Raw genomic sequence first — 26,019 nt, 5'->3', positions numbered from 1 at the left:
CGCACGGCGCTGCCGCAACCGCCCTGTCGGTGGCGGGTGATCTGCTGTGTTCGTGATGACGATCGACCAGCGCCGGAGCCGGACGGATCGCGACCGGGTTCCCGACCTGCTCGCCGCCGTCGCCGACACCCCGGTCCTCCGCCCCTTCGACCGCACCGCCGGCGACGAGGTCCAGGCCGTACTCACCGACCCCGACACCGTCGTCGCAGTCACCCTGCTGCTGGCCGACGAGGGGCACTGGAGCATCGGCATCGGCATCGGCGCCGTCGAGACACCGCTGCCGGCGCAGACCCGGGCGGGCCGGGGTGAGGCGTTCGAACAGGCGCGAGCGGCGGTGGAGGCGGCCAAGGCCGCGCGGCCACCACTCGCGGTGCGCGGAGCGTCCCGGTGGGCCGAGCATGCCGACACCGCGCTGCGTCTGCTCACCGAGATCGTGACCACCCGCTCGGCCGCGGGCCGGGAAGCCGTGTCGCTGGTCCGTGGCGGTCTGCGCCAGACCGCGGCGGCCGAGGAACTCGGCATCACCCCGCAGGCCATGTCGCAGCGATTACGGGCGGCGCGCTGGGAACTGGAGTCGCCCACGCGAGAGCTCGTCGTCGATCTCCTCGCCCGGGCCGACCGACCTGCCGAGGATCGGCGATGACGGTCACCGCCATCACCCTGCTCGTCGTGATCGCCGCACTCCCCGGTGCGGCGATGGCGGTGCACCGTCGGCTCGGCAACCGGAAGTGGCTCGACCCGGCGTCGGGCGTCATCTCGTTGCTGCTCGCCGCGGCGGCCGCACTGTGCGCCTGGTCGGGCAACGCACCGACGACCGAGGCCGTGTCCGTCATCGGATCCCTCGCGGCGGCAACGGCCGCGGTCACCGCCGGCGGCGCGATCGTCCGATCGGTACTCATCGCCGGTGGGGTCACCACCGCCCCGGTCGGCACCACACCCCCCGCGGGCGGGCCGGCCGACCCCGAATCCGGTCCGCTGCGCGGCGGCCGGGTGATCGGCTACCTCGAACGGCTCGCCGTCGTCGGAACCCTGTTACTCGGTTGGCCGGAAGGGCTGGCGATCATCCTCGCGGTCAAGAGTCTCGCCCGCTTTCCCGAACTACGCGCGCCGCATGCCAGCGAGCAGTTCATCATGGGCACCTTCGCCTCGGTGCTGTGGGCGTGCGGGATGGCCGGGGTGGGCCACCTGCTGGCCGCCTGACGGCGCCTCGCACGGTCCGATAAGCCGGACTGGTCGGCTTCTTTAGCCCGAAATGTCAAGTGCTGAGCGGACTCTCAGCTGATTGACGGCGAAGTTCCAGATCCGGGCCGCATACTCGCGCGAGTGGGTTCGCAGACTTACGGACACGGCGTCTCCCTGCTCGACGGCTGGCTGCCGCTGACCATCGAGATCGTCGCCATCGTCCTCTTGATCCTGGTCGTCGCACGCCGGTCGCGACGATGGTGGCTGCTCTGGATTCCGGTCAGCATCGGGGTCGGCGCACTGACGGTATGGGCCGCATACGAGTACTGGTCCTCAGAGGGTATGTCCTCCGACCCCGCGCCGCAGCTCTTGTGGTGGTGGATCGGCGCGCTGGGTGCCGCGGTGGCGCTGCTCGTCGTCGGTGCGCGACGCACCCAGTGGTGGCGCCGGGTGGCATCGCTGTTGTCGGTGATCGCCGTGCTCGCCGCGGCAGCACTCAGCGTGAACCAGTGGGTCGGCTACTTCCCGACCGTGCAGGAGGCGTGGGCACAGCTGACCGCCGGACCGTTACCCGATCAGATCGACAACTCGACACTGGCCGCCGACCGCAACACCGTGCAGACCACCGGCAAGGTGGTCTCCATCGACACCGGTTCGGCGCACAGCGATTTCACCCATCGCACCGAATACGTCTACCTGCCGCCCGCATGGTTCGCCGGCCCCACCCCGCCGACCCTTCCGGTCGTGATGATGATCAGCGGCGAATTCAACACCCCCGCCGACTGGATGCGCACCGGACATGCCGTCCAGATCATCGACGCCTACGCGCGAGCACATCACGGACAGGCTCCGATCCTGGTCTTCCCGGATGTGGGCGGCAGCTTCAACAACGACACCGAATGCGTCAACGGTCCGCGCGGCAACGTCGCCACACATCTCACCGATGAGGTCCGTCCGGCGGTGATCTCGCAGTTCCACGCATCACCCGCCGCCAACTGGGGTGTGGTCGGCTGGTCGATGGGTGGTACGTGCGCGGTGGACCTGGTGACCATGCACCCCGATGAATTCACCTCGTTCGAGGACATCGCCGGGGACGCGGCCCCCAACTCGGGCACCACGAGCCAGACGGTCAGCCGCCTCTTCGGCGGCAGCACCGCCGCTTACGCCGACTTCGACCCGGCGACGGTCATGGCGCGCCACGGTCGCTACACCGGGGTCTCGGGGTGGTTCGACGAATCCTCCGGCGGCGGCTGGGGTCCAGGGGGTCCGGGACCCCACGGCGGGCACCACCCGGGACAGGGCGGCCGGGGCCAGGGACAGTGGGGCCAGGGTCACGGGGGTCAGGGGCATCGCGGTCAGGGCAAATGGGGCGGTCAGGGCCAGGGCGGCACCGGACTCGGCGGCCGCGACGGCGGAGGGCACATCACCCCGGGGTCGGAGCTGACCGCGGCCCGAACACTGTGCACCGACGGTGAGAAGGTCGGCATCGCCTGTTCGATCCACCTCCAATCAGGCGGTCACACATGGCAATTCGCCGAGCAGGCCTTCACCGACGCGCTGCCCACCATGGCCGCCGAGATCGGCGTTCCCGACGCCGGTCCGGTCCCGGCCACCGCGACACCGGCGCCATCGGGCACAGCGACACCGGCGCCATCCAGCACAGCGACACCGGGCACTCCGGCGGCGTCGGTGAATGCGATGTCCGCGCCCTCGACACCGCCTCCGGCGTGAGACCGCCCTCGACACCGCCTCCGGCGTGAGACCCCGCCCCGCGTGGAGCCCGGCGCCGCGGACCTACGAGCTCGACTCGGGGGTGTCGGTCGGGGCGGCCGACTCGACCGCGGGTGCCGCCGCGAATCCCGGTGCCGCATCGAGCGCGCCGGTCGGAGCGTTGGTGGACGGGGTGGTGTCGGCGGTGATGGAGCGCCGAGTGGCCGCACGCAGCGGCGCATCGGGTTCGACGGGCTGGCGGGCAACCGCCTCGGCCTCGGCGACCGCACGCGCCACCCGCGGGTCGGTGGTCATGTCGAACCAGCCCTCGGTGTCGGATTCGTCGACGTCGGCCGGAATGTCGTCGGCGGGCTCGTACCGGAACACCCCGTCGTCGCCCTGGACGCCGAACGACTTCGCGAATCCCTGGAGGGCCGAACCGAAGTCCGTCGGCAACACCCACACCTTGCTGGCCTCGCCCTTGGCCATCTCCGGGATCTGCTGCAGGTACTGGTAGGCGAGGATCTCCGGTGTCGGCTTGCTCGCCTTGACCGCGGCGAAGGTCTTCTGGATCGCCTTGGCCTCGCCCTGCGCCTTGAGGTAGGTCGCCGCGCGATCGCCCTGGGCGCGCAGAATGCGCGACTGCCGTTCGGCCTCGGCGGAGAGGATCGCGGCCTGCTTGGCACCCTCGGCGGACAGGATCTGGCTCTGCTTGGCCCCCTCGGCGGTCTTGATCGCCGACTCGCGCTGTCCCTCCGCGGCCAGGATGGTCGCGCGCTTCTCACGGTCGGCCTTCATCTGCTTTTCCATCGATTCCTGGATCGACGGCGGCGGCATGATCGACTTGAGCTCCACGCGCGCCACGCGCAGTCCCCATCGCCCGGTCGCCTCGTCGAGTACGCCGCGCAACTGGCCGTTGATCGAATCCCGGGAGGTCAGCGTCTCCTCGAGGGTCATGCCACCGACCACGTTGCGCAGTGTGGTGATGGTCAGCTGTTCGACGCCGGCGATGTAGTCGTCGATTTCATAGACCGCCGACCGCGGATTGGTGACCTGGAAGTAGACGACGGTGTCGATCGACAGGGTGAGGTTGTCCTCGGTGATCACCGGCTGCGGGGGGAAGGACACCACGCGTTCGCGGATGTCGACGCGCGCCCGGATGCGGTCGATGAACGGCACCAGCAGGGTCAACTGCCCTGACACGGTGCGGGTGTAGCGCCCCAGGCGTTCGATCACCGCTGCTTCTGCCTGCGGGATGAGGGCCACCGATTTAGCGAGGGTGACCACCACCAACACGATCACCAGGACGGCCACCACCAAGCCGATGTACTCCACGACCCTCACCCCTTCCATACGACGGCGGTCGCGCCGTCGATCTGCATCACGGTCACCTGTTCGCCCGGTTCGAAATGATCTCCGGGGGTCATCGCGCGGGCGGACCACTCCTCGCCGTCGATCTTCACCCGGCCGCGGTGTTCGTCGACCGGCGCGAGGACCGTGGCGTGCTTGCCCTCGAGCGCCTCGACGTTGGTCAGCAACGCCGGTCGGGACATCAGATGCCGTTTGGCCACCGGCCGCACGAACGCCAACAACGCGATCGCCACCACTGCGAACACCACCACATCCACCCAGATGGGCGGTGAGACAAAGAAATCCACGCCCGTGGCGGCGAGCGCGCCACCACCGAGCATGAGCAGCACCAGGTCTCCGCTGACCATCTCGCCGATCAGCAGCACGATCACGGCCACCAGCCAGATCAGGGTGCTCATGGGTCCAGTCTGCCAGAATCACCATCCGGGCAGCGGCGATCCGGACCGCGCCCGACTTCCCGGAGCGATCGCCGACTCAGCCGTCGCCGTCCGCGGCGGTCACGAAGTCGATGAGTTCCTCGACCGAGCGCAACAGATCCACCTCGAGGTCACGGAAGTCGGTGACCTTCGAGAGCACCCGACGCCAGCCGTCTTGCGGTGTGCCCCAGCCCAATCGGGTGCACACACCGGTCTTCCACTCCTCCCCGCGCGGCACCGTCGGCCAGGCCCGGATGCCGACGGAGGCCGGTTTGACCGCTTCCCAGACATCGATGAACCGATGCCCACGAACGAGGACGTGCTCCCCCACCCCCGCGGTGAGACGTTCCTCCTTGGATCCCGCAACGAGGTGGTCGACCAGCACACCCGCGCGGCGATGGGCGGCAGGGCCGAAATCGGCGAGTACGGCGTCGAGGTTGTCGAGGCCGTCGAGTCCGACGACCACCACGCCCTCGGCGCGCAGATCCGATCCCCAGACGCGTTCGAGAAGAGTGGCGTCGTGCACGCCCTCGACGAAGATGCGGCTCGCCCGGGCCGTGCGGGCACGTGCCGCGGGCGCCACCCGCGATCCCGACGCGGTCCGCTGCGCCGCGACTGGGCCCCGGGTGCGCGGTCGGACCAGGGTCACCGGCGAACCGTCGATGAGGAACGCCGCGGGATGCATCACGAACACCCGCGTACGCCCGTGGCGGTCCTCGAGTCGAACCAGGTCTCCTGCATAGCTCTTCTCGAGTCCGACGACGGCGCCACAGAATCCGCTCGCCGCGTCCTCGACGACGAGGTCCCGCTCGGCGGCCACCTCGGGGGTGCGGGGCGCGGCGCGGCGCGGGGCCGCCAGTACATCTCGTCCGTAACGATCGTCGGTCACACCCGTCACGCTAACCAACTCCCGCCCCAGCCGCGGAGAGCCACGCCGGGCGCCGAGGCGTGAACCGGAAGGTATCGTGGACGACCTATGACCAGTATCGACCATGTCCTGCAACACGCCTGGCCGGCCAGCGCCCTGGGCGCGTGGTCTGCGGCGTGGATCGCCGGCCGCTGCTCCCCCGACGACGTCGTCGACACCCTCGCCGGGGCAGCCGATCTGCACATCCTCGACGATCGGACGGACGCACCGGGTACGACCCCGGCCGGTGTTCTGGGAATGCTCTCCCTGCTCCGCGACGCCGGGCGCCTCTCGGTCCGACTACCCGGCGCCGGTGACCCGCAGGGCCTGCCCCCCGACGAGGCCACCACCGCGGCCCTTGCCGCCGGCGAGGTCCTACTGATCGACGACGGCGCAGCGACGCCGCTGGCACTGATCCCGACCGAACACGACGGATCGTGCCGATGGCGGGCGATGCGCTACCGATCCGAAGTGCCCAGTGGGTCCGGCGGCCTCGCCGGGGACATCGAATACGAACTGCGGCAGGCGATCTCGACGGCAGCCGAGATGATCGCGAAGATGGGTGGCCGGACGGCGACGATGCCCGCCGACCTCCGCGGAACACTGCGCGCGCAGACCCACCGCCACCTCGTCGAGGTGCCTCCGCACGACGACGTGCGCGCGACGCGCATGATCGAGACCGCCGCGCAGGTCGAGTCGATCGCGATTCTCGCCGGTGAGGCCGGGGCCGGATTCGGGGCGACCGCCGCGCAGTGGTCCTCTGGTGATGGGGAGCTTCGTCGGCTGGTCGGACTCGCGCATGCCGCGCGCGCCGCCGCCGTGAACCGGATCATCACCGAATTCCTCGGCACCACATGGTGATCGGCGTTCGCCGACGATACTGATCCCCGGTGAGGGTGATCGCCTGGCGTCAGCGGCGGGTCGGTCGGGCCACCGGGACACAGCAGCGGTCCCGGCAGATCGCCCCGTTGTCCCCGCACCCCATCGGCCGCTCGGCCGCCGGGGTGGTCGCGACACCGGCAAAACTGTCGGCGACGAGGTCGGCGATCAGGGCCACGAAACGTGCGTCGGTACCGACCGTGTCGGCGCGGACGTAATCCATTCCCAGACGCCGCGCGGTGTCGGCCGCCTCGTTGTCGAGATCCCAGATCACCTCGAGATGATCGGAGATGAATCCCACCGGGTAGACGATGACCTGCGTGACGCCCTGCTCGGCCAGGGCTTCGAGATGGTCGCAGATGTCGGGGTCCAGCCAGGGCACCTGGGGCGGCCCGGACCGCGACTGCCACACCTGGTCGTGGTCGTCGAAACCCGCTGCCCGCGCGACCATCTCGGCCGCGCGGGCCACCTGACGTGAATAGAGGCGGCCGCCGTCGGCGGCCGGCCCGGAGTTCGCGTCGGCGGCGCTGGGCACCGAATGTGCCGTGCACACCAGACGCGGTGGGCGAGCCGCGGGCGGGAGGAGGCCCGCCGCACGCGTGATCGCGTCGCGGCCGGCCGCCACCATCGCCGGATGGTCCCAATACTGTGGGAGTTTGCGCAGCAGCACGGGATCCGACGAGGCCGCCGCCGGCCGGCGCAGTGTCAGCTCGGTCACCGCATGCTCGATGTCTTCGTGGTACTGCCGGCAACCGGAATAGCCACCCCAGGCCGACGTCGGGAACACCAGAATCCGCCGATGACCCGCGTCGTACATCTCGGTGACGGTGTCGGCGATCATCGGATGCCAGTTGCGGTTACCGAAGAAGACCGGCAACCCCTCGTGCCCACGACGGTCCAGTTCGCCGCGCAACGCCTCGATCATGTCGAGATTGAGCCGGTTGATCGGCGAGACCCCACCGAAGTGCAGGTAATGCTGCGCGACTTCCTCGAGACGTTCCCTGGGCACACCCCGCCCCCGGGTGACGTTCTCCAGGAACGGGATCACGTCGTCGGGCCCGTCGGGCCCACCGAAGGACAGGAACAGTACGGAATCGAACGGCCGGCGCTCACCGGTCGGATCGAGGTCCCCGCGTTCGGCCGCGACGGTCACCGACACGCTCACTTGATGAAGTCCGCCGGGAACCAGGTGTTGTGGCTCGCACCGCCGTCGACGTAGACGATCGATCCGGTGGTGCCCGGCAGGTAGTCGGAGAGCAGTGTGCACACACTGGTCCCCACCACGCCCGGGTCGTTGACGTCCCAGCCGATCGGCGACGCACCGTTCCAGTACTCGTTGAGCATGTTCAGCTTCTTCGCGTCATCCGTCGCCGTACCCGAAATCGCCTTGGCGGCAAGCGTTTTAATGGGTCCGGCCGCAACCAGGTTGGACCGGATCCGCTTAGCGTAGCCGACCTCGCGCGCTACGTAACGATTCACCGACTCCAGCGCGGCCTTGGCCACCCCCATCCAGTTGTAGTCGGGCATCGCGGTTCGCGGATCGAAGTCCATGCCGACGATCGAGCCGCGCTCGTTCATCACCGGAAGCACCGCGCGCGCCAGCGAGGCGTAGCTCCACGCCGAGATCTCGAAGGCCTTGGACACATCGGGGCCCGGGCCGTCGAGGAACGGCACGGCGTCGGGACCCATCAGGGTCTTGGGGGCGAACGCGATCGAGTGCACCACTCCGTCGACGCCCTCGGGCGCCAGTTCGCCGACCTTGTCGGCCAGCGCGGCGAGCGACTCCTCGTCGGTGACGTCGAGCGGGATCGCCGCCGGCACCTCCTGCGGTAGCCGCTTGGCGATGCGGTCGATCAGCCGCAACCGCTCCGGGATCCCGGTGATGATGACCTTCGCGCCCTGTTCCTGGGCGACCTTGGCGGTGTGGAAGGCGATGGAGGCATCGGTGATGATGCCGGTGACGAGGACGGTCTTGCCGTCCAGGATTCCGCTCACGGCGAGAACTCCTCTGCTGTGCGGGGTCGGGGTAATGGGGGAAATCAATGGTGGGAGAACGGATCTGGAGACTCTAATGGCCCATTCCGAGGCCGCCGTCGACGTTGATCACGTTGCCGGTGACATACGACGAGTCGTCGGAGGCCAGGAACGACACCACCGCGGCGACCTCCTCGGGCTGTCCCATCCGTTTGGCCGGGATCGCCTGGTCCACCGCGGTCTTGGTGTACTCCTCGGGCAGCGCTCGGGTCATGTCGGTGTCGATGAGCCCGGGAGCGACCACGTTCGCCGTGATGTTGCGGCCACCGAGTTCGCGGGTGACCGACCGTGCGAGGCCGATCACGCCGGCCTTCGACGAGGCGTAGTTGGCCTGGCCGGGGGTACCCATCAGACCGACGACCGAGCCGAGATAGATGAACCGTCCCCACCGCTTGCGCAGCATGTCGCGGGTGGCCGCCTTGGTCACCCGGAAGGCGCCGGTCAGGTTGGCGTTGATGACCTTCTCGAAGCTCTCGACGCTCATCCGCATGAGCAGCGTGTCCTCGTTGATGCCGGCATTGGAGACGACCACCTCGACGGGACCCTGATGGTCGGCGACCTCCTTGAACGCCCGATCCACCGAGTCGGTGTCGGTGACATCGCACACGACCCCGAACAACCCGTCGGGCACCCCGGAACCGCGATGGGTCACCGCGACCTTGTGCCCGTCGGCGAGGAGTCGCTTGGCGACGGCCAGACCGATTCCACGGTTGCCGCCGGTGACCAGTACCGATCGTGAGACCCGACCGGCGTCGGTCGTTTCGTTGCTATCAGCCATGCGCCAAACCTATCGGTTGGATCGGTGTCACTTGCTGCCAGGTCGGCCCTGGGCGCGCACGCACACACCGACGGCTCCGGTGCACCGGCTACGGCAGGCGCTGGTTGATGACCAGCGAGCCGATGACCGCGACGATCGCGAGGATCGTGCCGGAGAGGATCCAGGGACGCGAGTTGTCGCCCTTGCGGATCTCGTAGCCGATGTCCTGCTGCAGCGACTCGTAGACCTTGTTGAGCTCGTCGAGACTCGACGCGGTGAAGAACCGGCCGCCGGAGAGGTTGGCGATCTGACGCAGGGTGTCGTCGTCGACGGGCACCGGTACCTGATCTCCGTCGAGATCCACGGTGCCGGTCGCGGTACCGAAGGAAATCGTCGACACCGGGATGTTCTCCTCCTTGGCCTTGCGGGCCGCGGTGAAGGCGCCGCGCGGGTCGTCGGGGTCGTCGGGCACCGTCTGCTTGCCGTCGGAGAGCAACACGATGCGCGCCGGCGGCGCACCGGAGTCGCCGCCGAGGACGGCGTTGAGCGTCTGGATCTGCTGGATGGCGGCGAAGATACCCTCGCCGGTGGCCGTCTTGTCGGCCAGTTGCAGCTTGTCGACGGCAGCCTTGGTCGCGCCGTGATCCGGTGTGGGCGTGACGAGACTGGACGCCGTCCCGGCGAACGAGATCAGGCCCAGGTTGATGCCGTCGGTGAGGTCGTCGGCGAACTTCTTCGCCGCGGCCTGCGCCGCCTTGAGTCGGGTCGGCGCGACGTCGGTCGACTCCATCGATCGAGAAACGTCCATGACCAGGATGACGGTGGCCTTGTTGCGCGGCACCTTGCGATCGGCCTGCGGTCCGGCCGCGGCGACGACGAGCAGGAGCAACGCGACGATCAGCAACGCGATCGGGGCGTGCCGGGCCCACCGCGTCCATCGGCCGTCGGGCGTGGTGACCCGGTCGAGGACCTCGGTGTTGGCGAACTGCAGGGTTCGCCTGCGACGAGCCCGCAGAACATAGACGTAGCAGGCCACGACGCCGGCGACGAGCAGGGCGAGCAACAGCCACCAGGGGTTGGAGAACACTCCGCGATCACCCGACCCCGGCCGCGAGGCCGCGGCGGCGCCGGCCGACGAATTTCACGACGTCGGTGAGCCAGTCCCGGTCGGTCCGCAACGACAACACCGGGCCACCGCAGCTGCGGATGGTGCGTCGCACCTTGTCCTCGTGGGCGTGTGCCGCGACCGAGAAGTCATGGCGCAGACGGTCGGTGATGGTCACCTCACGCACCTCACCGGATTCGGCGTCGGCCAACCGGACCTCACCGATCGGCGGCAATTCCACATCGCGCGGATCGAGCACCTCGACGGCGAGCAATTCGTGATGGGCCGCGATGGCGCGCAGGGATCGCTCCCAGGTGATCGGTCCGAGGAAGTCGCTGATCACCACCGCCAGGCCGCGGCGTCGCTGTGGACGACGGAGCGCTTCGATGCCGGCGTCGAGGTCTCCCCGAATGCCGGGCGCGCCACGGGTGGTGGTGGCAATCGTCTTCAGCACGTGTTGGGCGTGGACTCGTCCGGCCCGCGCCGGGATGCGGACCACCTGGTCGCCGGTCACCACGATCGCCCCGTGCCGGTTGCCGCCACCGGAGGTCAGGTGAACGATCGCAGCCGCCGCCGCGACCGCGAGATCGCGTTTGGTGCAGTTGACGGTGCCGAAATCCAGACTCGCCGAGGCGTCGACCACGAGCCACGTCTCGAGCTCGCGGTCGGCGATCATCTGACGAACGTGCGGCTGGGTGGTGCGTGCGGTCACCGACCACTCCATGCGCCGGATGTCGTCGCCGGGCTGATAGGGGCGGGCCTCCCCCGGCTCGGAGCCGGGCCCGGGGATGAGGCCGAGGTGCTCGCCCTGCAGCACGCCGTCGAGTTTGCGCCGCACGGTGAGCTCGAGCATCTTCAGCGCCGCGGTGAGCTGCGGCTCCTCGAGCAATCCCGCCCCGAGCAACGGCAGATCGCTATTGGCCGCCATAGTGCGCGGTCGCCTGGTTGGGTGCGTGCTGACCCGGCTGGGCGGTGACCTGCTGGCCGGCGCTCGGCGGCTCCCCGATCGGAGGTGCCGGCGGGTTGGGGTGGTCCTGACCCGGCTGCTGGTGTCCCGGCTGCTGGTTGGGGGGCTGCGGCTGGTTCGAGGGGTACGGCTGGTTCGAGGAGTACGGGGCGGCCATCGGTTGTGCACCGACCTGCGGCAGGCCGACGGTCTGCAGGATGCGGGTGATCACCGTATCCGCGGTGACCTCGTCGGCCATCGCGTCATAGCTGAGAACCAGACGGTGCCGCAGCACGTCCGGGATGATCTCGACGATGTCCTGCGGGATGACGTAGTCGCGCCCGCGCACCAGCGCGAGTGCCCGGGCCGCGGCGACGATACCGAGGGTCGCACGCGGCGAGGCACCGTAGGACAGCCAGCTCGCGGCATCGGTCAATCCGAGTTCGGCCGGGCGCCGCGTGGCGTTGATGACGCGCACGACGTAGTCGACCAGCGCGTGGTGCACGAAGACGTTGGCGGCGGTCCGCTGCAGACGGATGGTTGCCGCGGGGTCGAGGATCTGCGACGCCTCGGGGGCGACATTGCCCATCCGATAGACGATCTCGCGTTCTTCCTCGACCGATGGATAGTCGACGAGCACCTTGAACAGGAATCGGTCCCGCTGCGCCTCGGGCAGGGGGTAGACGCCCTCGTTCTCGATCGGGTTCTGGGTGGCCATCACCAGGAACGGATCCGGCATCGGATAGGTCGTTCCGCCGATCGAGACGTGACGTTCGGCCATCACCTCGAGCAGCGCCGACTGGACCTTGGCGGGCGCGCGGTTGATCTCGTCGGCGAGTAGGAAGTTCGCGACCACGGGACCGAGCTCGGTGTCGAACTCCTCGCGTCCCTGCCGGTAGATGCGTGTGCCGATGAGGTCGGTCGGGACGAGGTCGGGGGTGAACTGCACACGGGAGAAACTGCCGCCGATCACCTTGGCGAAGGTCTCGACCGCGAGTGTCTTGGCCACACCGGGAACACCCTCGAGCAGGATGTGGCCGCGGGCGAGCAGGCCGACGAGAATGCGCTCGACGAGCTGGTCCTGACCGACGATGACCCGCTTGACCTCGTAGATCGCCCGTTCCACGAGCTTGACGTCGGCGTCACTCAGTTCGAAGCCCGCCGCGCCGGCCCCCTGCGCCGTCGACTCGACTGTGGGATGTGAGGTCAACCCTTGCTCCTGTCGTTGCTGATCCGGCGACGGACGTACCCCCGCTCTCGTCGTTGCCAGCCTAGCGGCGCCGACTGAGAACATGCCACGAAGGGCGCGGGTGCCGAGGACGCCGGTAGGTCGGATGAACGAGCGTGGCGCCCGCCGACAACCGGGTCAGAGGAGGCGGACGACGTTGGGCATCGCGCCGTCGGTACGCACCGGCGACACCTTCACCACGTCGCCCGACTGCGGTGCCTCGACCATCTTTCCGTCGCCGAGGTAGAGGGCGACGTGCTCGCTGGCGTTGGGGCCGTAGAAGATCATGTCGCCGCGCTGCATCTGCGCGAGCGGGAACTGGGGCCCCGACGTGTACTGATACCCGGTGTAGTGCGGCAGCTCGATTCCGACGCCGGCGAAGGCGTAGACCATCAGGCCCGAGCAGTCGAACCCGATCTTGTTGTAGTCGCCGTAGCTGTCGGCGACGCCGCCGTCGCGGATGCCCTGGGTCGGACCGTTGGCGTCACCACCGCCCCACGCATAGGGCACGTTCAGCTGCGACAGTGCGCGGTTCACGACGATCTCGACGGCCTGCGGGCCGCGCAGACCCGGGCGGACCACTCCGCCCCCACCGCCGGAGCTGCCGAACAGTTGACCGAGGCTGCCCGAACCCAGGCGCGAGCTCAGGGTGTCGCCGCCGTCGCTGCCGAGCCCCGCTCCGCCGAGGCCTAGTTCGTCGAGCAGTTCCGAATGCGGCACCTGCTGTTGGCCCACCAGCCCCGAGAGCACCTTCTGCGTCACGTCGAGGGCCAGTCGCGCCGCGGCCTCCGCGGCGACCTGCATGGCGTCGTTGTCGCCGGCCGCCTGGTTGGGACTGACGGTGACCGGGCCGGGTTGCGCCTGACCGGGCAGATCGCGGAACAGGCCGGTCAGCAGATCCGCGGGCGCCGGGGCGTCGACCTGGGTCGGGCGCGCCGTGCCGCGAAGTTTGTCGAGTTGGGTCTGGACCGCGTTGCGCTGTTGGACCAGGGTGGCCCGTTTGCGTTGTTGGTCGGCGATCGCTCCGCGAGCCGCCGACACCGCGGCGACGGCGTCGTCCCGGCGGGTCTGGGCGCTCTGCGCCGCGTAGGCGGTCTGGCGCTTCGTCGCCTGGAGTGCCGCCACCTGGTTGGCCTGCTGATTGCGCGCCACCTGCAGGCGCCGGATGGTCTGCTGCTGGTCACGCCCGAGTTGATTGATGACGGTGACGCGGTCGAGCACCTTCTGCGGGTCCGACGACGAGAGGTACTCGGTCAGCGTGCCCTCGTTACCGCCGGTGCGATAGACCGAGCGGACGAATTGGTCGAACTCACGCTGGGCGGCCTCGGTGGCCCGGGTCGCGCGGCCCAGTGACTGCTGGGCGTCGTCGGCGGCCACGGCCGCGAGCCGCTGCGCGGCGACGGCGTTCTGGTAGTCGACGACAGCGTGGTTGGCCGCCTCCTGTCGGGCTGCGACCGCGCTGTCGAGGTCGCTGAGATTCTGGTTGACCTGGGCGATCTGATTGATCAGCGCCGACACCGGGGAACTCGAGGTCGTCGGGGCGGCCCCCGCCGGGCCCATCACGGCGACCACCCCGACGGTCGCCGCGACGAGCGACGTCGCCAACGACACCCATCGGCGCGCCGCCCTGCGGCCCACTCCTGTGGTCCCTCGCCTCACTGGCACTCCCTCGCCGTCTGTCAGCGGATGTGGTCATCCGTGGCACGAACAGCGCTTGCAACCCCCGTACGGCGCACGGCGCCGACGATGCAACACGCATCACATATGACGCATTGATGGACATCTACACCACACGTGACATTGGAACCGTACGTCACATTTGCCACAGGAGAAAACGGGTAGAACGAATTACAAAGACGTGATTACCTGCGTCGATGCTGTGAACTGCTCAAAGTCCGACAGGTTGCGTTGGTATCGAATTGGCAACGGACACCGTCGCCGCGGCGTCAGCCCAACAGGTGACGGGGCGTCAGCCCATCAGGTGACGGGGCGTCAGCCCGTCAGGTGACATCGGGGCTGCACCGCGGGACGCCACCATGAACGCGCCGAAACAGGCCTGCGACGGTGAGAACGACCTCCGAGACGGCCCCGGGAGTGCGACCTTAGGAGCGATTCGTCGAGCCGGGCGCGGCAACGCCGGCCGGGTCCTTCTCGTCCGCGCCCGTCTCCGCGCCTGCCGTGCCGCGAGCGGGATCTGCTGCCGACGTCAGCGGGTCGCGGTCCCGGCGGCGCAGACTCCGGATGCGGCCGACGATCGCCCCGACGACGACCACGGCGATCAGCACGATCGTGACCAGCGTCCAGTCGACCCCGGGCTTGGTGATCGCGTCGACCATCTGCTGTGCGGCCTGCGGAGGGTTGGACAGCGTCAGATTGTCGGTGGCGTCCTCGAGATTGACCCGGCTGAATTCCGGCGAGGCGCTGCCCACCGAATTGGGACCGAAGACCAGGACCGTCCCGCCGACGTGTTGTTGCAGTTCGGTGGCGATGTCGCGATACATCGTGAACGTGGGCATCTGCTGCTTGAGCACCACCAGGTTGATGTCATGACCATCGGCCTGGGCATGCGCCACGACCTGCTTGAGGGCGCCGATCTGCGCGGGGTCCTCGCTGTAGACATGATCGTCGCGGAGGTCGGCGGCGATCGCGGTCAGGTCGACCCCGCCGGGGGCGGTGGTGGCGGTGACGCCCTGGGTGTCGTAGGACGGGGCGGGCGCCGCGAGGACGGTCCGGGCGGGCGCGGCGAGTATCTGGGTGCCATCGGTGGCCGGACCAGGATTCATCGTCTCCGCTTCCTCGAACAGGGCCGGCGCACCGGTCAGGGTGGCCACCACGTTTCGCGATCATTAAATGTGAGGCGGTCGGTGGATGCTCACCGAACCCCGATCAGAACGGTACGACAGAATAAAGAAGTCGTGAGCATCCGGGGGGCCGCGTCGCACGCGCCGGGCATGGTCCTTGTTAGCAGTACGCCCGTACTGTTAGACTGGATTACGTCACCGCGGAAACCCCGCGGTCGCTGGATGAAACGTCGCTGGATGAAGCATCGAGCACGACCCCGACGCAGCCCGTCGGGTGGATGGTCAGAGTCGACGAGCCGGTCAGTTCGCCGATGAAGTACGCAGCCGTCCCGGAGACCGTCGCCCGGGACGGCACGCACACGCCGGCGCAGCCCGCCGGCCAGAGGAGAGTGGATTACACGTGAGTATCAATTCGTTCGGCGCGCGCGGCACCCTCGAGGTGGGCGACAACTCCTACGAGATCTACCGGCTCGGCGCGGTCGAGGGCACCGACAAGCTTCCCTACGCTCTCAAGGTCCTCGCCGAGAACCTGCTGCGCACCGAGGACGGCGCGAACATCACCACCGAGCACATCAACGCGATCGCCAACTGGGATCCCTCGGCGGAGCCGAGCATCGAGATCCAGTTCACCCCGGCGCGTGTGATCATGCAGGACTTCACCGGCGTGCCGTGCGTGGTCGACCTGGCGACCATGCGTGACGCCGTCAAGGAACTCGGCGGCGACCCCGACAAGGTCAACCCGCTCGCACCGGCCGAGATGGTCATCGACCATTCCGTCATCATCGAGGCCTTCGGCAACGCCCAGGCCTTCGAGCGCAACGTGGAGATCGAGTACCAGCGCAACGAGGAGCGCTACAAGTTCCTGCGCTGGGGCCAGGGCGCATTCGACGACTTCCGCGTCGTGCCGCCGGGCACCGGCATCGTGCACCAGGTCAACATCGAGCACCTCGCCCGGTCGGTCATGGTGCGCGACGGGGTCGCCTACCCCGACACCTGCATCGGCACCGACTCGCACACCACCATGGAGAACGGCCTCGGCGTCCTCGGCTGGGGCGTCGGCGGTATCGAGGCCGAGGCCGCGATGCTCGGCCAGCCGGTCTCGATGCTCATCCCCCGTGTCGTCGGATTCAAACTCACCGGTGCCGCCAAGCCCGGGGTCACCGCCACCGACGTGGTGCTGACCATCACCGACATGCTGCGCAAGCACGGCGTGGTCGGCAAGTTCGTGGAGTTCTACGGCAACGGCGTCGCCGAGGTGCCGCTGGCCAACCGCGCCACCATCGGCAACATGAGCCCGGAATTCGGTTCGACCTGCGCGATCTTCCCGATCGACGGCGAGACCATCAACTACCTCAAGCTCACCGGCCGGTCCGCGGAGACCCTCGCCCTCGTCGAGGCGTATGCCAAGGAACAGGGCATGTGGCTGGAGAAGGACGCGCCGGAGGCCCAGTACTCGGAGTACATGGAGCTCGACCTGTCGACCGTCGTCCCGTCGATCGCGGGCCCCAAGCGCCCGCAGGACCGTATCGAGCTGTGGGACGCCAAGAACGCTTTCCGCAAGGACATCCACAACTACGTCGAAGAGGGCAACACCCCGCAGCTCAACGGCGTCGACGAGGCCAACGAGGAGAGCTTCCCCGCCTCGGACTCGCCGTCGACCTCCCCGGAGGCGGCCAAGCTGTCGTTCTCCGACGAGCCCGCCCACAACGCCTCCAAGGGCGCCGAGGGACGTCCGTCGAAGCCGGTGACGGTGGAGTCGGCCGAGCGCGGAACCATGATCCTCGACCACGGCATCGTCACCATCGCCTCGATCACCAGCTGCACCAACACCTCCAACCCGTCGGTGATGCTCGGAGCGGGTCTGCTCGCGAAGAAGGCCGTCGACAAGGGACTGACCTCCAAGCCGTGGGTCAAGACCTCCATGGCCCCCGGGTCGCAGGTCGTGACCGGGTACTACGACAAGGCGGGACTGTGGCCGTACCTGGAGAAGCTCGGCTTCTTCCTCGTCGGCTACGGCTGCACCACCTGCATCGGCAACTCGGGTCCGCTGCCCGAGGAGATCTCCAAGGCGATCAACGACAACGACCTCACCGCAACCGCGGTGCTCTCGGGCAACCGCAACTTCGAGGGCCGTATCAACCCCGACGTCAAGATGAACTATCTGGCGTCGCCGCCGCTGGTCATCGCCTACGCGCTGGCCGGGACGATGGACTTCGATTTCGAGTCCGATCCGCTGGGCCAGGACCAGGACGGCAATGACGTCTTCCTCGCCGACATCTGGCCGACCAACGAGGAGATCGCCGAGACCATCGCGAGTTCCATCTCGGCCGAGCAGTACGCCGAGGACTACGCCGATGTGTTCAAGGGTGACGAGCGCTGGCAGAACCTGCCGACCCCGGACGGCAAGACCTTCGAGTGGGACGACGAGTCGACCTACGTGCGCAAGCCTCCCTACTTCGAGGGCATGACCCCCGAGCCGGAGCCCGTCGCCGACATCAAGGGCGCGCGCGTGCTGGCCAAGCTGGGTGATTCGGTCACCACCGACCACATCTCCCCCGCCTCGACGATCAAGCCGGGCACCCCCGCCGCGCAGTACCTCGACGAGCACGGCGTGGCACGCAAGGACTACAACTCGCTGGGCGCCCGTCGCGGCAACCACGAGGTGATGATCCGCTCGACGTTCGGCAACATCCGCCTGGCCAACCAGCTCGTGGACGTCACCGGCGGCTACACCCGCGATTTCACCCAGGAGGGTGGACCGCAGTCGTTCATCTACGACGCCGCCCAGAACTACGCGGCACAGAACACGCCGCTGGTGGTCCTCGGCGGTAAGGAGTACGGCACCGGCAGCTCGCGTGACTGGGCGGCCAAGGGTACCCGTCTGCTGGGCGTCAAGGCGGTCATCACCGAGAGTTTCGAGCGCATCCACCGCTCGAATCTGATCGGTATGGGCGTGATCCCGCTGCAGTTCCCCGAGGGCGAGTCGCACAAGTCGCTCGGGCTCGACGGCACCGAGACCTTCGACATCACCGGCATCGAGGCACTGAACTCGGGCGACACCCCGGAGACCGTGCATGTGACGGCCACCAAGGAGGACGGCACGGCGATCGAATTCGACGCCAAGGTGCGCATCGACACCCCCGGTGAGGCGGACTACTACCGCAACGGAGGCATCCTGCAGTACGTGCTGCGGAACATGATCAAGGGCTGAGGCACCCGCTCGAGAACGAGGAGCAACTCAAGTGCCCAAGGTCAGCGATGACCGACTTGCCGCGCGTCGTCGGGAGATTCTCGACGGCGCGCGGCATTGTTTCGCCGAGTACGGATACGACGGCGCCACCGTCAAGCGCATCGAGGAATCGACGGGCCTGTCCCGCGGTGCGATCTTCCATCACTTCCGTGACAAGGAAGCACTGTTTCTGGCACTGGCGTCCGAGGACGCCGAGCGAATGGCCGATGTGGCCGCCGAGCAGGGCCTCGTGCAGGTGATGCGCGATGTGCTGGCGCGTCCGCAGGATTTCGACTGGCTCGGAACACGGCTCGAGATCGCCCGAAAGTTACGGACGGACAAGAGCTTTCGTGATGCCTGGATGTCACACTCGGCGGATGTGGAGAAGGCCACGCTTGCCCGGCTCGAACGCGGGCGGGCCTCGGGCCGTCTTCGTGACGACGTGCCCGCCGAGGTGCTGGTGAAGTACCTCGACCTCGTGCTCGACGGGCTCATCACCCGGCTGGCGACCGGTCAGCCCACCGATGACCTCCACGACGTCCTCGACCTCGTCGAGGAGTCGGTCCGCGTGTCGCGGGGCGCCACCTCCGGCCCCGCCGGCAACGCGATGTGAAGTAGATCACCCACAGCCGACAAAGGTTTGCCTGGCCTAATTTTCTGGCTATCTTCACAGGATGCGTTCAGATTCTTCTTCGGCTGCGATCAGCCGCCGTTCCTTGCTGCGCGGTGCCGGGGCCGGCGCGCTCGGTGCCGCCGTGCTCGGCCCCGCGGGTCTCGGTGCCCCGTCGGGGACACCGGCATCGGCCGCGCCCGCAGCACCCGATTCCGGCGCCACCGCAATCGTCATCGGAAGTGGTTTCGGCGGTGCGGTGGCCGCATTGCGCCTGGGGCAGGCCGGGATCACGACCACCGTGTTCGAGCGCGGCCGCCGCTGGCCGATCCGGCCCGACGGCAACACCTTCGCGACCTTCGACCGGCCCGATCGCCGGGCCGCCTGGTTCGACGACACCGCCGGGATCTCGAGCGTCGGCCGGGTACCCACCCAGCGGTATCCCGGTGTGCTCGACACCATCCGTGGCAACGGCATCGAATCGGTGCACGGCGCAGGCGTCGGCGGCGGGTCCCTGGTGTTCGGGGCGTTCACCCTGCAGCCCGACAAGGCCGATTTCGAGACCGTGTTCCCGGGTGGCACGGGCTACGACGAGCTCGCCGCCGAGTACTACCCGCGCGCCCGGAAGATGCTGAACACCTCGGGCCTGCCCGACGACATCCTCGCCCACCCGAACTACGTGGGCGCGCGTTCCTGGTTGAGAATCCTCGAACGCTACGGAATCGCACCGCAATTCGTGGAGTACGCCATCGACTGGGATCGGGTGCGCGCCGAACTCGCCGGACGCGCCAAGCCGGGAGTCTCGATCGGTGACCTGTCCTACGGCGTCAACAGCGGCGCCAAGAACTCCGTCGATCACAACTACCTGCCCGCCGCCGAGCGGACCGGATTCGTGACGATCAAACCCATGCACGAGGTCTTCGAGATCCGGGAACGCTCACGGCGGCCCGGCTATGTCGTGCGGGCCCGGCTGATCGACGACGCGCGACGCACCGTCCGCATCGTCACCGCCGAAGCCGACCATCTCTTCATGGCCGCGGGCTCCTACCACACCACCTCACTGTTGGTCCGGGCCCGCGCACAGGGCACGCTCCCCCGGCTGTCGCCGAAGATCGGCAACGGTTTCGGCGGCAACGGCGACTTCCTCATCGTGCGCACCGCGCTCCGTGACCAGCACGGGCCGATCCAGGGCGGTCCCGGCTATGCCCGCATCCGTGAGGACCGGCTGCCCGGTGGACCGGCCACGATGATCTATCAGGCCAGCCCCTTCCCCGCGCCCGCGGGCTCGTTGGCGACCACACACCTGATCCAGGTGCACACCGATGAGCGCGGCACCATCGACTACGACCACGCCACCGGCGCGACGCAGCTGAACTACCCGTACCCCGAGGGTTCCAGTGTCCTGGACCGCCGCGCGATCGCCTTCGCCCGGCACTTCCATCAGCGGACCGAGACGCGGTTCGGCCACCCGGCCAACGGCATCCCGATCTACGACCGGCTCTCCGGATTCGGTTCCGGCGCAACGTTCCACGGGCTCGGCGGAGTCGTCGTCGGGCAGGCCGCCGACGCCGACGGCGCAATCCGCGGCTACGACAACCTCTACGTCGTCGACGGCTCGTTCGCCCCGGGCGCGGTGGGATTGGTCAATCCGTCGTTGACCATCACCGCACTCGCCGAACGCACCATGGACCGCTTCCTGAGCACTCGCTGACACCGTGACCAGTCGATGTCGGGGCCGCAGGGTCGCCGACCACATCGTCGAGCGCATGGACGCCGAAGGGATCACCTCGATCTTCGGTGTGCACGGCGCGAACATCGAGGAGCTCTTCGACGCAGCCGTCCGCGCCGGCCGGACTCCTCCGGTGATCGCCAAACACGAGTTCGCTGCGGCGGCGATGGCCGATGGCGTCGCCCGGATCTTCGCGCGTCCCGCCGCGGTGTTCGCAACCTCCGGTGGCGGCGCACTCAATGTGGTTGCGGCGCTGGCCGAATCGTACGACAGTCGGGTGCCCGTCCTCGCCGTGATCGGCGCGCCGGCCACCTCGACCGTCGGACGCGGAGCTTTCCAGGACATGCTCGATCCCCCCGACACCATCGATCTGCGGGCCACATTGTCCGGGATCGCCGGAAGTGTCGGCGTCGTCGGGCGGGCCACCGAGATCGACGCCGTGCTCGACGAGGCCATGCAGACACTGGAGCGATCGCTGCCCGCGGTGATCGTGGTTCCGAAAGACATTGCCGCCGAGCACCACCCCGACGGTGGCCCACCGCCGCGTCGACCGGTGGAAACACCGGCCGTTCCCGACCTCACCGCGACGATCGATCGCCTGGTGGCCGATCGCGGTCGGGTCTGCATCTGGGTCGGGGACGAGGCCTCGCGCGCCGGTCTGTCGGCTCCGGTCCACGTGCTCGCCGACCTGCTGGGCGCCTCGGTGGTCGTCGCCCCGGGCGGACGCGACATCGCGAGACCCGGATGTGCCGGTGTGACCGGGGTGATGGGCCATCCGTCCGCGTCGCGAGCGATCGCCGACGCGCGCACCTGCCTGGTGCTCGGCTGCCGGATGACCCTGACCGACCGTGCCGGCCTCGACGAGCTCCTCGCCACCCGCACGGTCATCCACCTCGGCGCCCACGCCCCGAGACTTCCCGGCACCGAGCACATCCCGTGCGAGCGTCTCGCCGAGGGCGTGTCCGACCTCGTCGAGCAGCTACGCCGTCGAATCGGTACCCGCGGCGGTCCGGACGACACTCGATTCGATCGGCGAGCCGTGGAGTTCCTCCCCGCCCTCGACCCCGGCTCTGCGCTGTCGCGGATGAGTGCGGTCGTCGATGCCGTCGGTAGGCATCTGCCCGATGACGCAGTCGTCTTCGCCGATGCCGGAAACATCGGAGCGGCTGCGGTGCACCATCTTCCGTTCGGGCGCGGGCGATTCGCGATCGCCCTCGGTATGGGCGGCATGGGTCATGCGATCGCGGCGGGCGTCGGGGTGGCGATCGCCGGCGCCGACGATGTCGGGAGTGCCCCACGCACGGTCGTCATCGCCGGCGATGGATCGTTCCTGATGCACGGCATGGAGATCCATACCGCGATCGAACACCGGGCACCGGTGACCCTGATCGTCGCGAACAACAACGCACACGGCATGTGCGTCACCCGGGAACGGATCTTCTTCCCGGATACGCCGGGGCTCAACACCTTCGGTCCCACCGACATCGCCGCCGGGCTCGCGGCGATGTTTCCCGACCTGCCGGTCCGTCGGGTCACCGATCCGCGCGACCTCGACGCCGCCACCCGTGACGTGCTCACCCGGCTCGGGCCCGCGTGCCTCGTCGTCGACACCGATCCCGACGAGATCCCGCCGTTTCATCCACTACGCAGAGGAATTCGATGACCACCGATCCCACGGGCGCTCTCTCCGATCTCGATCCCGCCGTACCGCTGCCCGGCGTCATCCGGGTCGAGACGCATTCGCGTGCGCAGAGCACCCCGATGCTCGTCGACCGGGTGCGGTCGGTGTATCCGCACGATCAGATCTACGGCGAGTTCTGCACCGTGCACGGTTACGTCGATGCACCGCCGCGAGAGCTGTTCGAGTGGCTCTCCGACACCCGGTCTCTGGAGGAATGGACCTACAGCACAAGGGATCTGCGCCGGACCGAGGCCGCCGAGCTGTGGGTGGGTACCGACCGGCTCAACACCGACACCGCGATCTATGTCCGCACCGTCGCCGACCCGGGAGCGATGACCGTCGACTACCACTGCGCCTGGGACCAACCCGATCACCTCTGGATGATCTATCTGATGCGGGTCGTCGACGCCCAACTCGTGCTGAACCGGCCGGGATCAGTCGTGCTGTGGACCAATTGCCGGCATCCGTTCTACGACCGCAATCCCTTCCCCGACACCGTCCCGGCCGGTCGTGAGGAGTGGGTCGGCGATCTGTGGGACATGTTCGCCGCCGGCCATCAGGTCGAACTCGACAACCTGACCGCCATCGCCGAACACCGCCATCGCATCGGCCTGCCGTTGACCCCGGATTGGATGACATCATGATCGCCGCAAACGGCCCCGGCGGACTGTGCCTGGGCGACATCGCCACCTATCGACCCGAGAACCGGGTACCGGCAGCCTATTTCGCGCAGTTCGCGCAGGACGACGAGCTCGCCGACAACGTCATGTTCCGCACACCCGCCCACCGCCATCATGCCGGCGCCGACGAGTCCAACGCCGACATGATGGTGGCCGCGGCGCAACGACTCATCGCCCGTCACGGCGCCGGCCATCTCGACGACGTCGACATCGTGGTGACCCACAGCCAACTGCCGGAGGTCCCGGTGCGCGGATGCGCGGGCGAACTGGCCCACCGTCTGGGTCTGCGCCCCACCACGGTCCTCGATGTGCACAACGGTGGTTGCGCCGCCTTCCTGCACATGATCGAGGTCGGCGGAGCGCTGCTGCGTGCCCGCGGCGGCGGCACGGCGCTGCTCGCCCTGGCCCAGAACAGTGCCGGACAGATCTTCACCCAGGAGCAGGTGCGCGCCAAGGCACAGGCCGCGATCCCCGGCGACGGCGCGGCGGTCGCGACCCTGATGCTCGGTGACGGCGCCAATCCGGTGCTGACCACGCTGTGCCGCTCGCACGGTGAGTATTCGGCGGATATGACCGCGGTGTCCGAGCCGGCCCGCAAGTACTGGGAATCGGGACCCGGGCAGATCCACGTCGGCTTCACCGAATCCAAGATCGCCAAGGTGCTCACCCGCGGCAATCGGCTCGTCCCCGAGGTCGCGATCGATGCCGCCACGGCCATCGACGTCCGACCCCGCGATCTCGACTGGTTGATCACCAACCAACCCAACCGCATCTTCTTACGCAATTGGCGTGAGGCACTGGAACTTCCGGCCGACCGGCATCCCGACACCTTCGACGAGTGCGGCAACCTCTTCGCCGTGGGCATCCCGATGACACTCGACGCACTGATCGACAGCGGCCGCCTGCGCGACTCGGATGTGATCATGATGGCGGCCTTCGCCCACGCCGGCGATTTCGCGGCCGCGGCCGCCGTGCGGTGGTCGGGCCGCTCGTGATCCGCTGCGATCTCAACGAGTCACACCTGCCGCCACCGCCCTCGGTGGTGGCGGCGATCGCCGCGGCGTCCGAGACCGTCCATCGCTACCCCGAATTCGGTGCCGACACCACACGCCGCGCGATCGCCGCGCACATCGGACTCGAGCCCACTCAGGTGAGCGTCGGGCCGGGCGCGACCGCCGTGGTCCACGCCATCCTCGCCGATGCGGTGCAGCGCGCCCGCATGCGCGGGATCTCTTCACCGGTGATCCTCACGCCCGCACCGACTTTCGACGGATTCGCACTCCTGGCCGGCATGATCGGTGTCGGCCTGCACACCACGCCGCTGCACGCCGACGGTCGACCGGATCCGGAGGCGCTGAGCACCGCGATCGGACCCGACACGGCGGCGGTGATCGTGTGCTCACCGCACAATCCGACCGGACGGACCGTCGACGCGGAGGCCTTGTCCGATCTGTTCGCCCGCATTCCGCCGTCGACCCGGGTGGTGCTCGATCAGGCGTACGTGGAGTACTGCTCGTCGCCACCCGACGTGCTCGACCTGATCTCGCGTTTCCCGGGGCTCGTGGTGGTGCGGACGTTCTCCAAGGCCTACGGTCTGGCCGGGCTGCGTGCGGGTTACGCATTCGGCGGGCGAGAGACGATGGCGGGGATCCTCTGCCGCGAGTTGCCGTTCGCGGTGAGCACCACCGCCGCCGTCGCGGTGTCGGCGGCACTTGCCGCCGGCGCTGAGATCCGCGATCGGGTCCGCGTCGTGCGCGCCGAACGCACCCGGGTGGCCGCGCGACTCGAGCAACTGGGCTACCCCACGCCGGCCGGTGAGGCCAACTTCATCTACGTCCCCGGCCCCGACGGACTCGCCCTCGACCACCTGCTGACCCGATCGGGTATTCAGGGCAAGGTCTGTGGCACAGATGGTTTCCGGCTCACGGTGGGCGACCCCATGGTCGGCGACGCCATCGAGGCAGCACTGCGTCGCAGCGTCGCCTGATCCTCGCCGCCCGTGCGGGAGTCACCGGTCGTGTGACAGCGCGGTCGACGCCGTTCGTCCCCGGGCGAGCCGCGCGACGAGCAGCCCGCCGAGGACCCGTACCCGAGCACCATCTGCGCACCGCCGAGAACCGAACCGACGAACCCCAACGCCGACAACGGGATTCCCCACACCAGCCAGCTCTGCGCGAACAGCGTCTGCCACCGCAGAACGCCACGCCAACGGCCGGCGATCGCGACTCGAATGCCGATGATCAGCATGCCGAGCATCGACAACGGCAAGCACATGTCGAACACCGTCCACACCGGCGAGCCCTGGATGAGCCAGAACGCGTCGAGCGTGGTCGAGACCATCGCTCCGGTGAGTACGACGGCCTGCGCGGTGTATCCGATACGTGCCACCCGCGCGGTGCCACCCTTACCGGTCATGGCCCGATCGCGGTACTGCACTCGCAGCAACCCGAGCAGCGAGACCTGGAACAGCATCGCCGCGATCCCGGTGAGAACCGAGGCGACACCGAATCCGTCCACGCCATCGAGGCACAGGAGTGCGGCTCCCCAGCTCATCGCGCCGATCACGAGGGCCGACCCGACCATCCGCACCCCACCGATCGGCGGCGGCGCGGGCTCGTCGGCGGGAGTGTCGGTTCTCCGACGGGCGGGGTCGGCACCCGTCGACTCCGCGGATGGTGGGTTCTCGATGGTCATGGCTGTGTCCTCGGCGGATCGGGGCTCTCCGGATGACGGAGAACTCGGTGCCGACAGCAT

At 68.6% G+C, this 26,019-nt stretch carries 23 protein-coding genes; 11 read left to right on the top strand and 12 right to left on the bottom strand.

Features of this window, described 5'->3' with window-relative positions; all coding sequences use genetic code 11:
• Window positions 1-46 precede the first annotated feature (46 nt).
• The 3 genes from J6U32_RS15920 to J6U32_RS15910 all read left to right on the top strand — a co-directional run bounded on the left by J6U32_RS15920 (window position 47) and on the right by J6U32_RS15910 (window position 2,913).
• The gene (locus J6U32_RS15920) at window positions 47-643 is read left to right on the top strand and encodes a hypothetical protein (protein ID WP_208791187.1); all 597 of its coding nucleotides are present in this window, start codon (window positions 47-49) and stop codon (window positions 641-643) included.
• Entirely contained in the window at window positions 640-1,200 is a 561-nt protein-coding gene (locus J6U32_RS15915) for a hypothetical protein (protein ID WP_208791186.1), read from the top strand. Before J6U32_RS15920 ends, J6U32_RS15915 begins: the two co-directional genes overlap by 4 nt.
• A 123-nt stretch (window positions 1,201-1,323) precedes the next feature.
• Window positions 1,324-2,913 carry an alpha/beta hydrolase gene (locus J6U32_RS15910; protein ID WP_208791185.1) on the top strand — a complete coding sequence of 530 codons (1,590 nt, stop codon included), beginning with the start codon at window positions 1,324-1,326 and terminating at the stop codon, window positions 2,911-2,913.
• A 63-nt stretch (window positions 2,914-2,976) separates the two neighbouring features.
• On the opposite strand, the gene J6U32_RS15905 is transcribed toward J6U32_RS15910, so the two are convergent.
• The 3 genes from J6U32_RS15905 to J6U32_RS15895 form a co-directional block, all read right to left on the bottom strand.
• On the bottom strand, window positions 2,977-4,245 hold the full coding sequence (locus J6U32_RS15905) for an SPFH domain-containing protein (RefSeq protein ID WP_208791184.1): 1,269 nt from the start codon (window positions 4,243-4,245) through the stop codon (window positions 2,977-2,979).
• Entirely contained in the window at window positions 4,233-4,661 is a 429-nt protein-coding gene (locus J6U32_RS15900) for an NfeD family protein (RefSeq protein ID WP_208791183.1), read from the bottom strand. The genes J6U32_RS15905 and J6U32_RS15900 overlap by 13 nt, the downstream gene beginning before the upstream one ends.
• A gap of 76 nt (window positions 4,662-4,737) precedes the next feature.
• Complete coding sequence (locus J6U32_RS15895) at window positions 4,738-5,577, bottom strand: DUF3097 family protein (protein ID WP_208791182.1); 840 nt, start codon at window positions 5,575-5,577, stop codon at window positions 4,738-4,740.
• 78 nt (window positions 5,578-5,655) lie between these two features.
• On the opposite strand from J6U32_RS15895, the gene J6U32_RS15890 reads away from it, so the two are divergent.
• Window positions 5,656-6,447, top strand: coding sequence for a hypothetical protein (locus J6U32_RS15890; RefSeq protein ID WP_208791181.1), 792 nt, complete (start codon window positions 5,656-5,658; stop codon window positions 6,445-6,447).
• Window positions 6,448-6,496: 49 nt separating this feature from the next.
• On the opposite strand, the gene J6U32_RS15885 is transcribed toward J6U32_RS15890, so the two are convergent.
• The 8 genes from J6U32_RS15885 to J6U32_RS15850 form a co-directional block, all read right to left on the bottom strand.
• Window positions 6,497-7,624 carry a ferrochelatase gene (locus J6U32_RS15885; protein ID WP_208791180.1) on the bottom strand — a complete coding sequence of 376 codons (1,128 nt, stop codon included), beginning with the start codon at window positions 7,622-7,624 and terminating at the stop codon, window positions 6,497-6,499.
• Between the two features lie 2 nt (window positions 7,625-7,626).
• Window positions 7,627-8,460, bottom strand: a complete 834-nt coding sequence (inhA, locus tag J6U32_RS15880) for an NADH-dependent enoyl-ACP reductase InhA (protein ID WP_208791179.1) — start codon at window positions 8,458-8,460, stop codon at window positions 7,627-7,629.
• Window positions 8,461-8,533: 73 nt separating this feature from the next.
• Entirely contained in the window at window positions 8,534-9,277 is a 744-nt protein-coding gene (gene fabG1, locus J6U32_RS15875) for a 3-oxoacyl-ACP reductase FabG1 (protein ID WP_208791178.1), read from the bottom strand.
• Between the two features lie 88 nt (window positions 9,278-9,365).
• Window positions 9,366-10,343, bottom strand: a complete 978-nt coding sequence (locus tag J6U32_RS15870; RefSeq protein ID WP_208791177.1) for a VWA domain-containing protein — start codon at window positions 10,341-10,343, stop codon at window positions 9,366-9,368.
• A 7-nt stretch (window positions 10,344-10,350) separates the two neighbouring features.
• Window positions 10,351-11,289 carry a DUF58 domain-containing protein gene (locus J6U32_RS15865; protein ID WP_208791176.1) on the bottom strand — a complete coding sequence of 313 codons (939 nt, stop codon included), beginning with the start codon at window positions 11,287-11,289 and terminating at the stop codon, window positions 10,351-10,353.
• Window positions 11,276-12,517 (bottom strand): AAA family ATPase, encoded by a 1,242-nt coding sequence (locus tag J6U32_RS15860; protein ID WP_208791175.1) that lies wholly within the window; start codon window positions 12,515-12,517, stop codon window positions 11,276-11,278. The genes J6U32_RS15865 and J6U32_RS15860 overlap by 14 nt, the downstream gene beginning before the upstream one ends.
• Window positions 12,518-12,673: 156 nt before the next feature.
• Entirely contained in the window at window positions 12,674-14,194 is a 1,521-nt protein-coding gene (locus J6U32_RS15855; protein WP_208791174.1) for an NlpC/P60 family protein, read from the bottom strand.
• A gap of 443 nt (window positions 14,195-14,637) precedes the next feature.
• Complete coding sequence (locus J6U32_RS15850; RefSeq protein ID WP_208796160.1) at window positions 14,638-15,318, bottom strand: DUF6676 family protein; 681 nt, start codon at window positions 15,316-15,318, stop codon at window positions 14,638-14,640.
• A gap of 418 nt (window positions 15,319-15,736) precedes the next feature.
• Between J6U32_RS15850 and J6U32_RS15845 the strand changes: the two genes are divergently transcribed.
• The 7 genes from J6U32_RS15845 to J6U32_RS15815 all read left to right on the top strand — a co-directional run bounded on the left by J6U32_RS15845 (window position 15,737) and on the right by J6U32_RS15815 (window position 25,252).
• Window positions 15,737-18,547: an aconitate hydratase gene (locus J6U32_RS15845; protein WP_208791173.1), complete on the top strand. Its 2,811-nt coding sequence runs from the start codon at window positions 15,737-15,739 to the stop codon at window positions 18,545-18,547.
• A 31-nt stretch (window positions 18,548-18,578) separates the two neighbouring features.
• Window positions 18,579-19,178, top strand: a complete 600-nt coding sequence (locus J6U32_RS15840; RefSeq protein ID WP_208791172.1) for a TetR/AcrR family transcriptional regulator — start codon at window positions 18,579-18,581, stop codon at window positions 19,176-19,178.
• A 61-nt stretch (window positions 19,179-19,239) separates the two neighbouring features.
• Window positions 19,240-20,886, top strand: a complete 1,647-nt coding sequence (locus J6U32_RS15835) for a GMC oxidoreductase (protein ID WP_244332021.1) — start codon at window positions 19,240-19,242, stop codon at window positions 20,884-20,886.
• Between the two features lie 4 nt (window positions 20,887-20,890).
• Window positions 20,891-22,567, top strand: coding sequence for a thiamine pyrophosphate-binding protein (locus tag J6U32_RS15830; protein ID WP_208791171.1), 1,677 nt, complete (start codon window positions 20,891-20,893; stop codon window positions 22,565-22,567).
• On the top strand, window positions 22,564-23,229 hold the full coding sequence (locus J6U32_RS15825; protein WP_208791170.1) for an SRPBCC family protein: 666 nt from the start codon (window positions 22,564-22,566) through the stop codon (window positions 23,227-23,229). The genes J6U32_RS15830 and J6U32_RS15825 overlap by 4 nt, the downstream gene beginning before the upstream one ends.
• Window positions 23,226-24,260, top strand: a complete 1,035-nt coding sequence (locus J6U32_RS15820; protein WP_208791169.1) for a 3-oxoacyl-ACP synthase III family protein — start codon at window positions 23,226-23,228, stop codon at window positions 24,258-24,260. The genes J6U32_RS15825 and J6U32_RS15820 overlap by 4 nt, the downstream gene beginning before the upstream one ends.
• Complete coding sequence (locus J6U32_RS15815) at window positions 24,257-25,252, top strand: pyridoxal phosphate-dependent aminotransferase (protein ID WP_208791168.1); 996 nt, start codon at window positions 24,257-24,259, stop codon at window positions 25,250-25,252. The genes J6U32_RS15820 and J6U32_RS15815 overlap by 4 nt, the downstream gene beginning before the upstream one ends.
• Here J6U32_RS15815 and J6U32_RS15810 read toward each other — a convergent pair.
• On the bottom strand, window positions 25,153-25,959 hold the full coding sequence (locus tag J6U32_RS15810) for a hypothetical protein (protein ID WP_244332019.1): 807 nt from the start codon (window positions 25,957-25,959) through the stop codon (window positions 25,153-25,155). The genes J6U32_RS15815 and J6U32_RS15810 overlap by 100 nt on opposite strands.
• Window positions 25,960-26,019: the final 60 nt, after the last annotated feature.

It is taken from the genome of Gordonia polyisoprenivorans (assembly GCF_017654315.1).
GTDB classification, from domain to species: domain Bacteria; phylum Actinomycetota; class Actinomycetes; order Mycobacteriales; family Mycobacteriaceae; genus Gordonia; species Gordonia polyisoprenivorans_A.
Note: the sequence above shows the minus strand (reverse complement) of the source record. Positions and strands in the feature narration are given on the sequence as shown.

Coding starts and splice junctions, on each gene's coding strand:
- J6U32_RS15915 (WP_208791186.1), top strand. CDS start 640: ATGACGGTCACCGCCATCACCCTGCTCGTCGTGATCGCCGCACTCCCC.
- J6U32_RS15905 (WP_208791184.1), bottom strand. CDS start 4,245: ATGGAAGGGGTGAGGGTCGTGGAGTACATCGGCTTGGTGGTGGCCGTC.
- J6U32_RS15900 (WP_208791183.1), bottom strand. CDS start 4,661: ATGAGCACCCTGATCTGGCTGGTGGCCGTGATCGTGCTGCTGATCGGC.
- J6U32_RS15890 (WP_208791181.1), top strand. CDS start 5,656: ATGACCAGTATCGACCATGTCCTGCAACACGCCTGGCCGGCCAGCGCC.
- fabG1 (WP_208791178.1), bottom strand. CDS start 9,277: ATGGCTGATAGCAACGAAACGACCGACGCCGGTCGGGTCTCACGATCG.
- J6U32_RS15865 (WP_208791176.1), bottom strand. CDS start 11,289: ATGGCGGCCAATAGCGATCTGCCGTTGCTCGGGGCGGGATTGCTCGAG.
- J6U32_RS15850 (WP_208796160.1), bottom strand. CDS start 15,318: ATGAATCCTGGTCCGGCCACCGATGGCACCCAGATACTCGCCGCGCCC.
- J6U32_RS15835 (WP_244332021.1), top strand. CDS start 19,240: ATGCGTTCAGATTCTTCTTCGGCTGCGATCAGCCGCCGTTCCTTGCTG.
- J6U32_RS15825 (WP_208791170.1), top strand. CDS start 22,564: ATGACCACCGATCCCACGGGCGCTCTCTCCGATCTCGATCCCGCCGTA.
- J6U32_RS15820 (WP_208791169.1), top strand. CDS start 23,226: ATGATCGCCGCAAACGGCCCCGGCGGACTGTGCCTGGGCGACATCGCC.
- J6U32_RS15810 (WP_244332019.1), bottom strand. CDS start 25,959: ATGACCATCGAGAACCCACCATCCGCGGAGTCGACGGGTGCCGACCCC.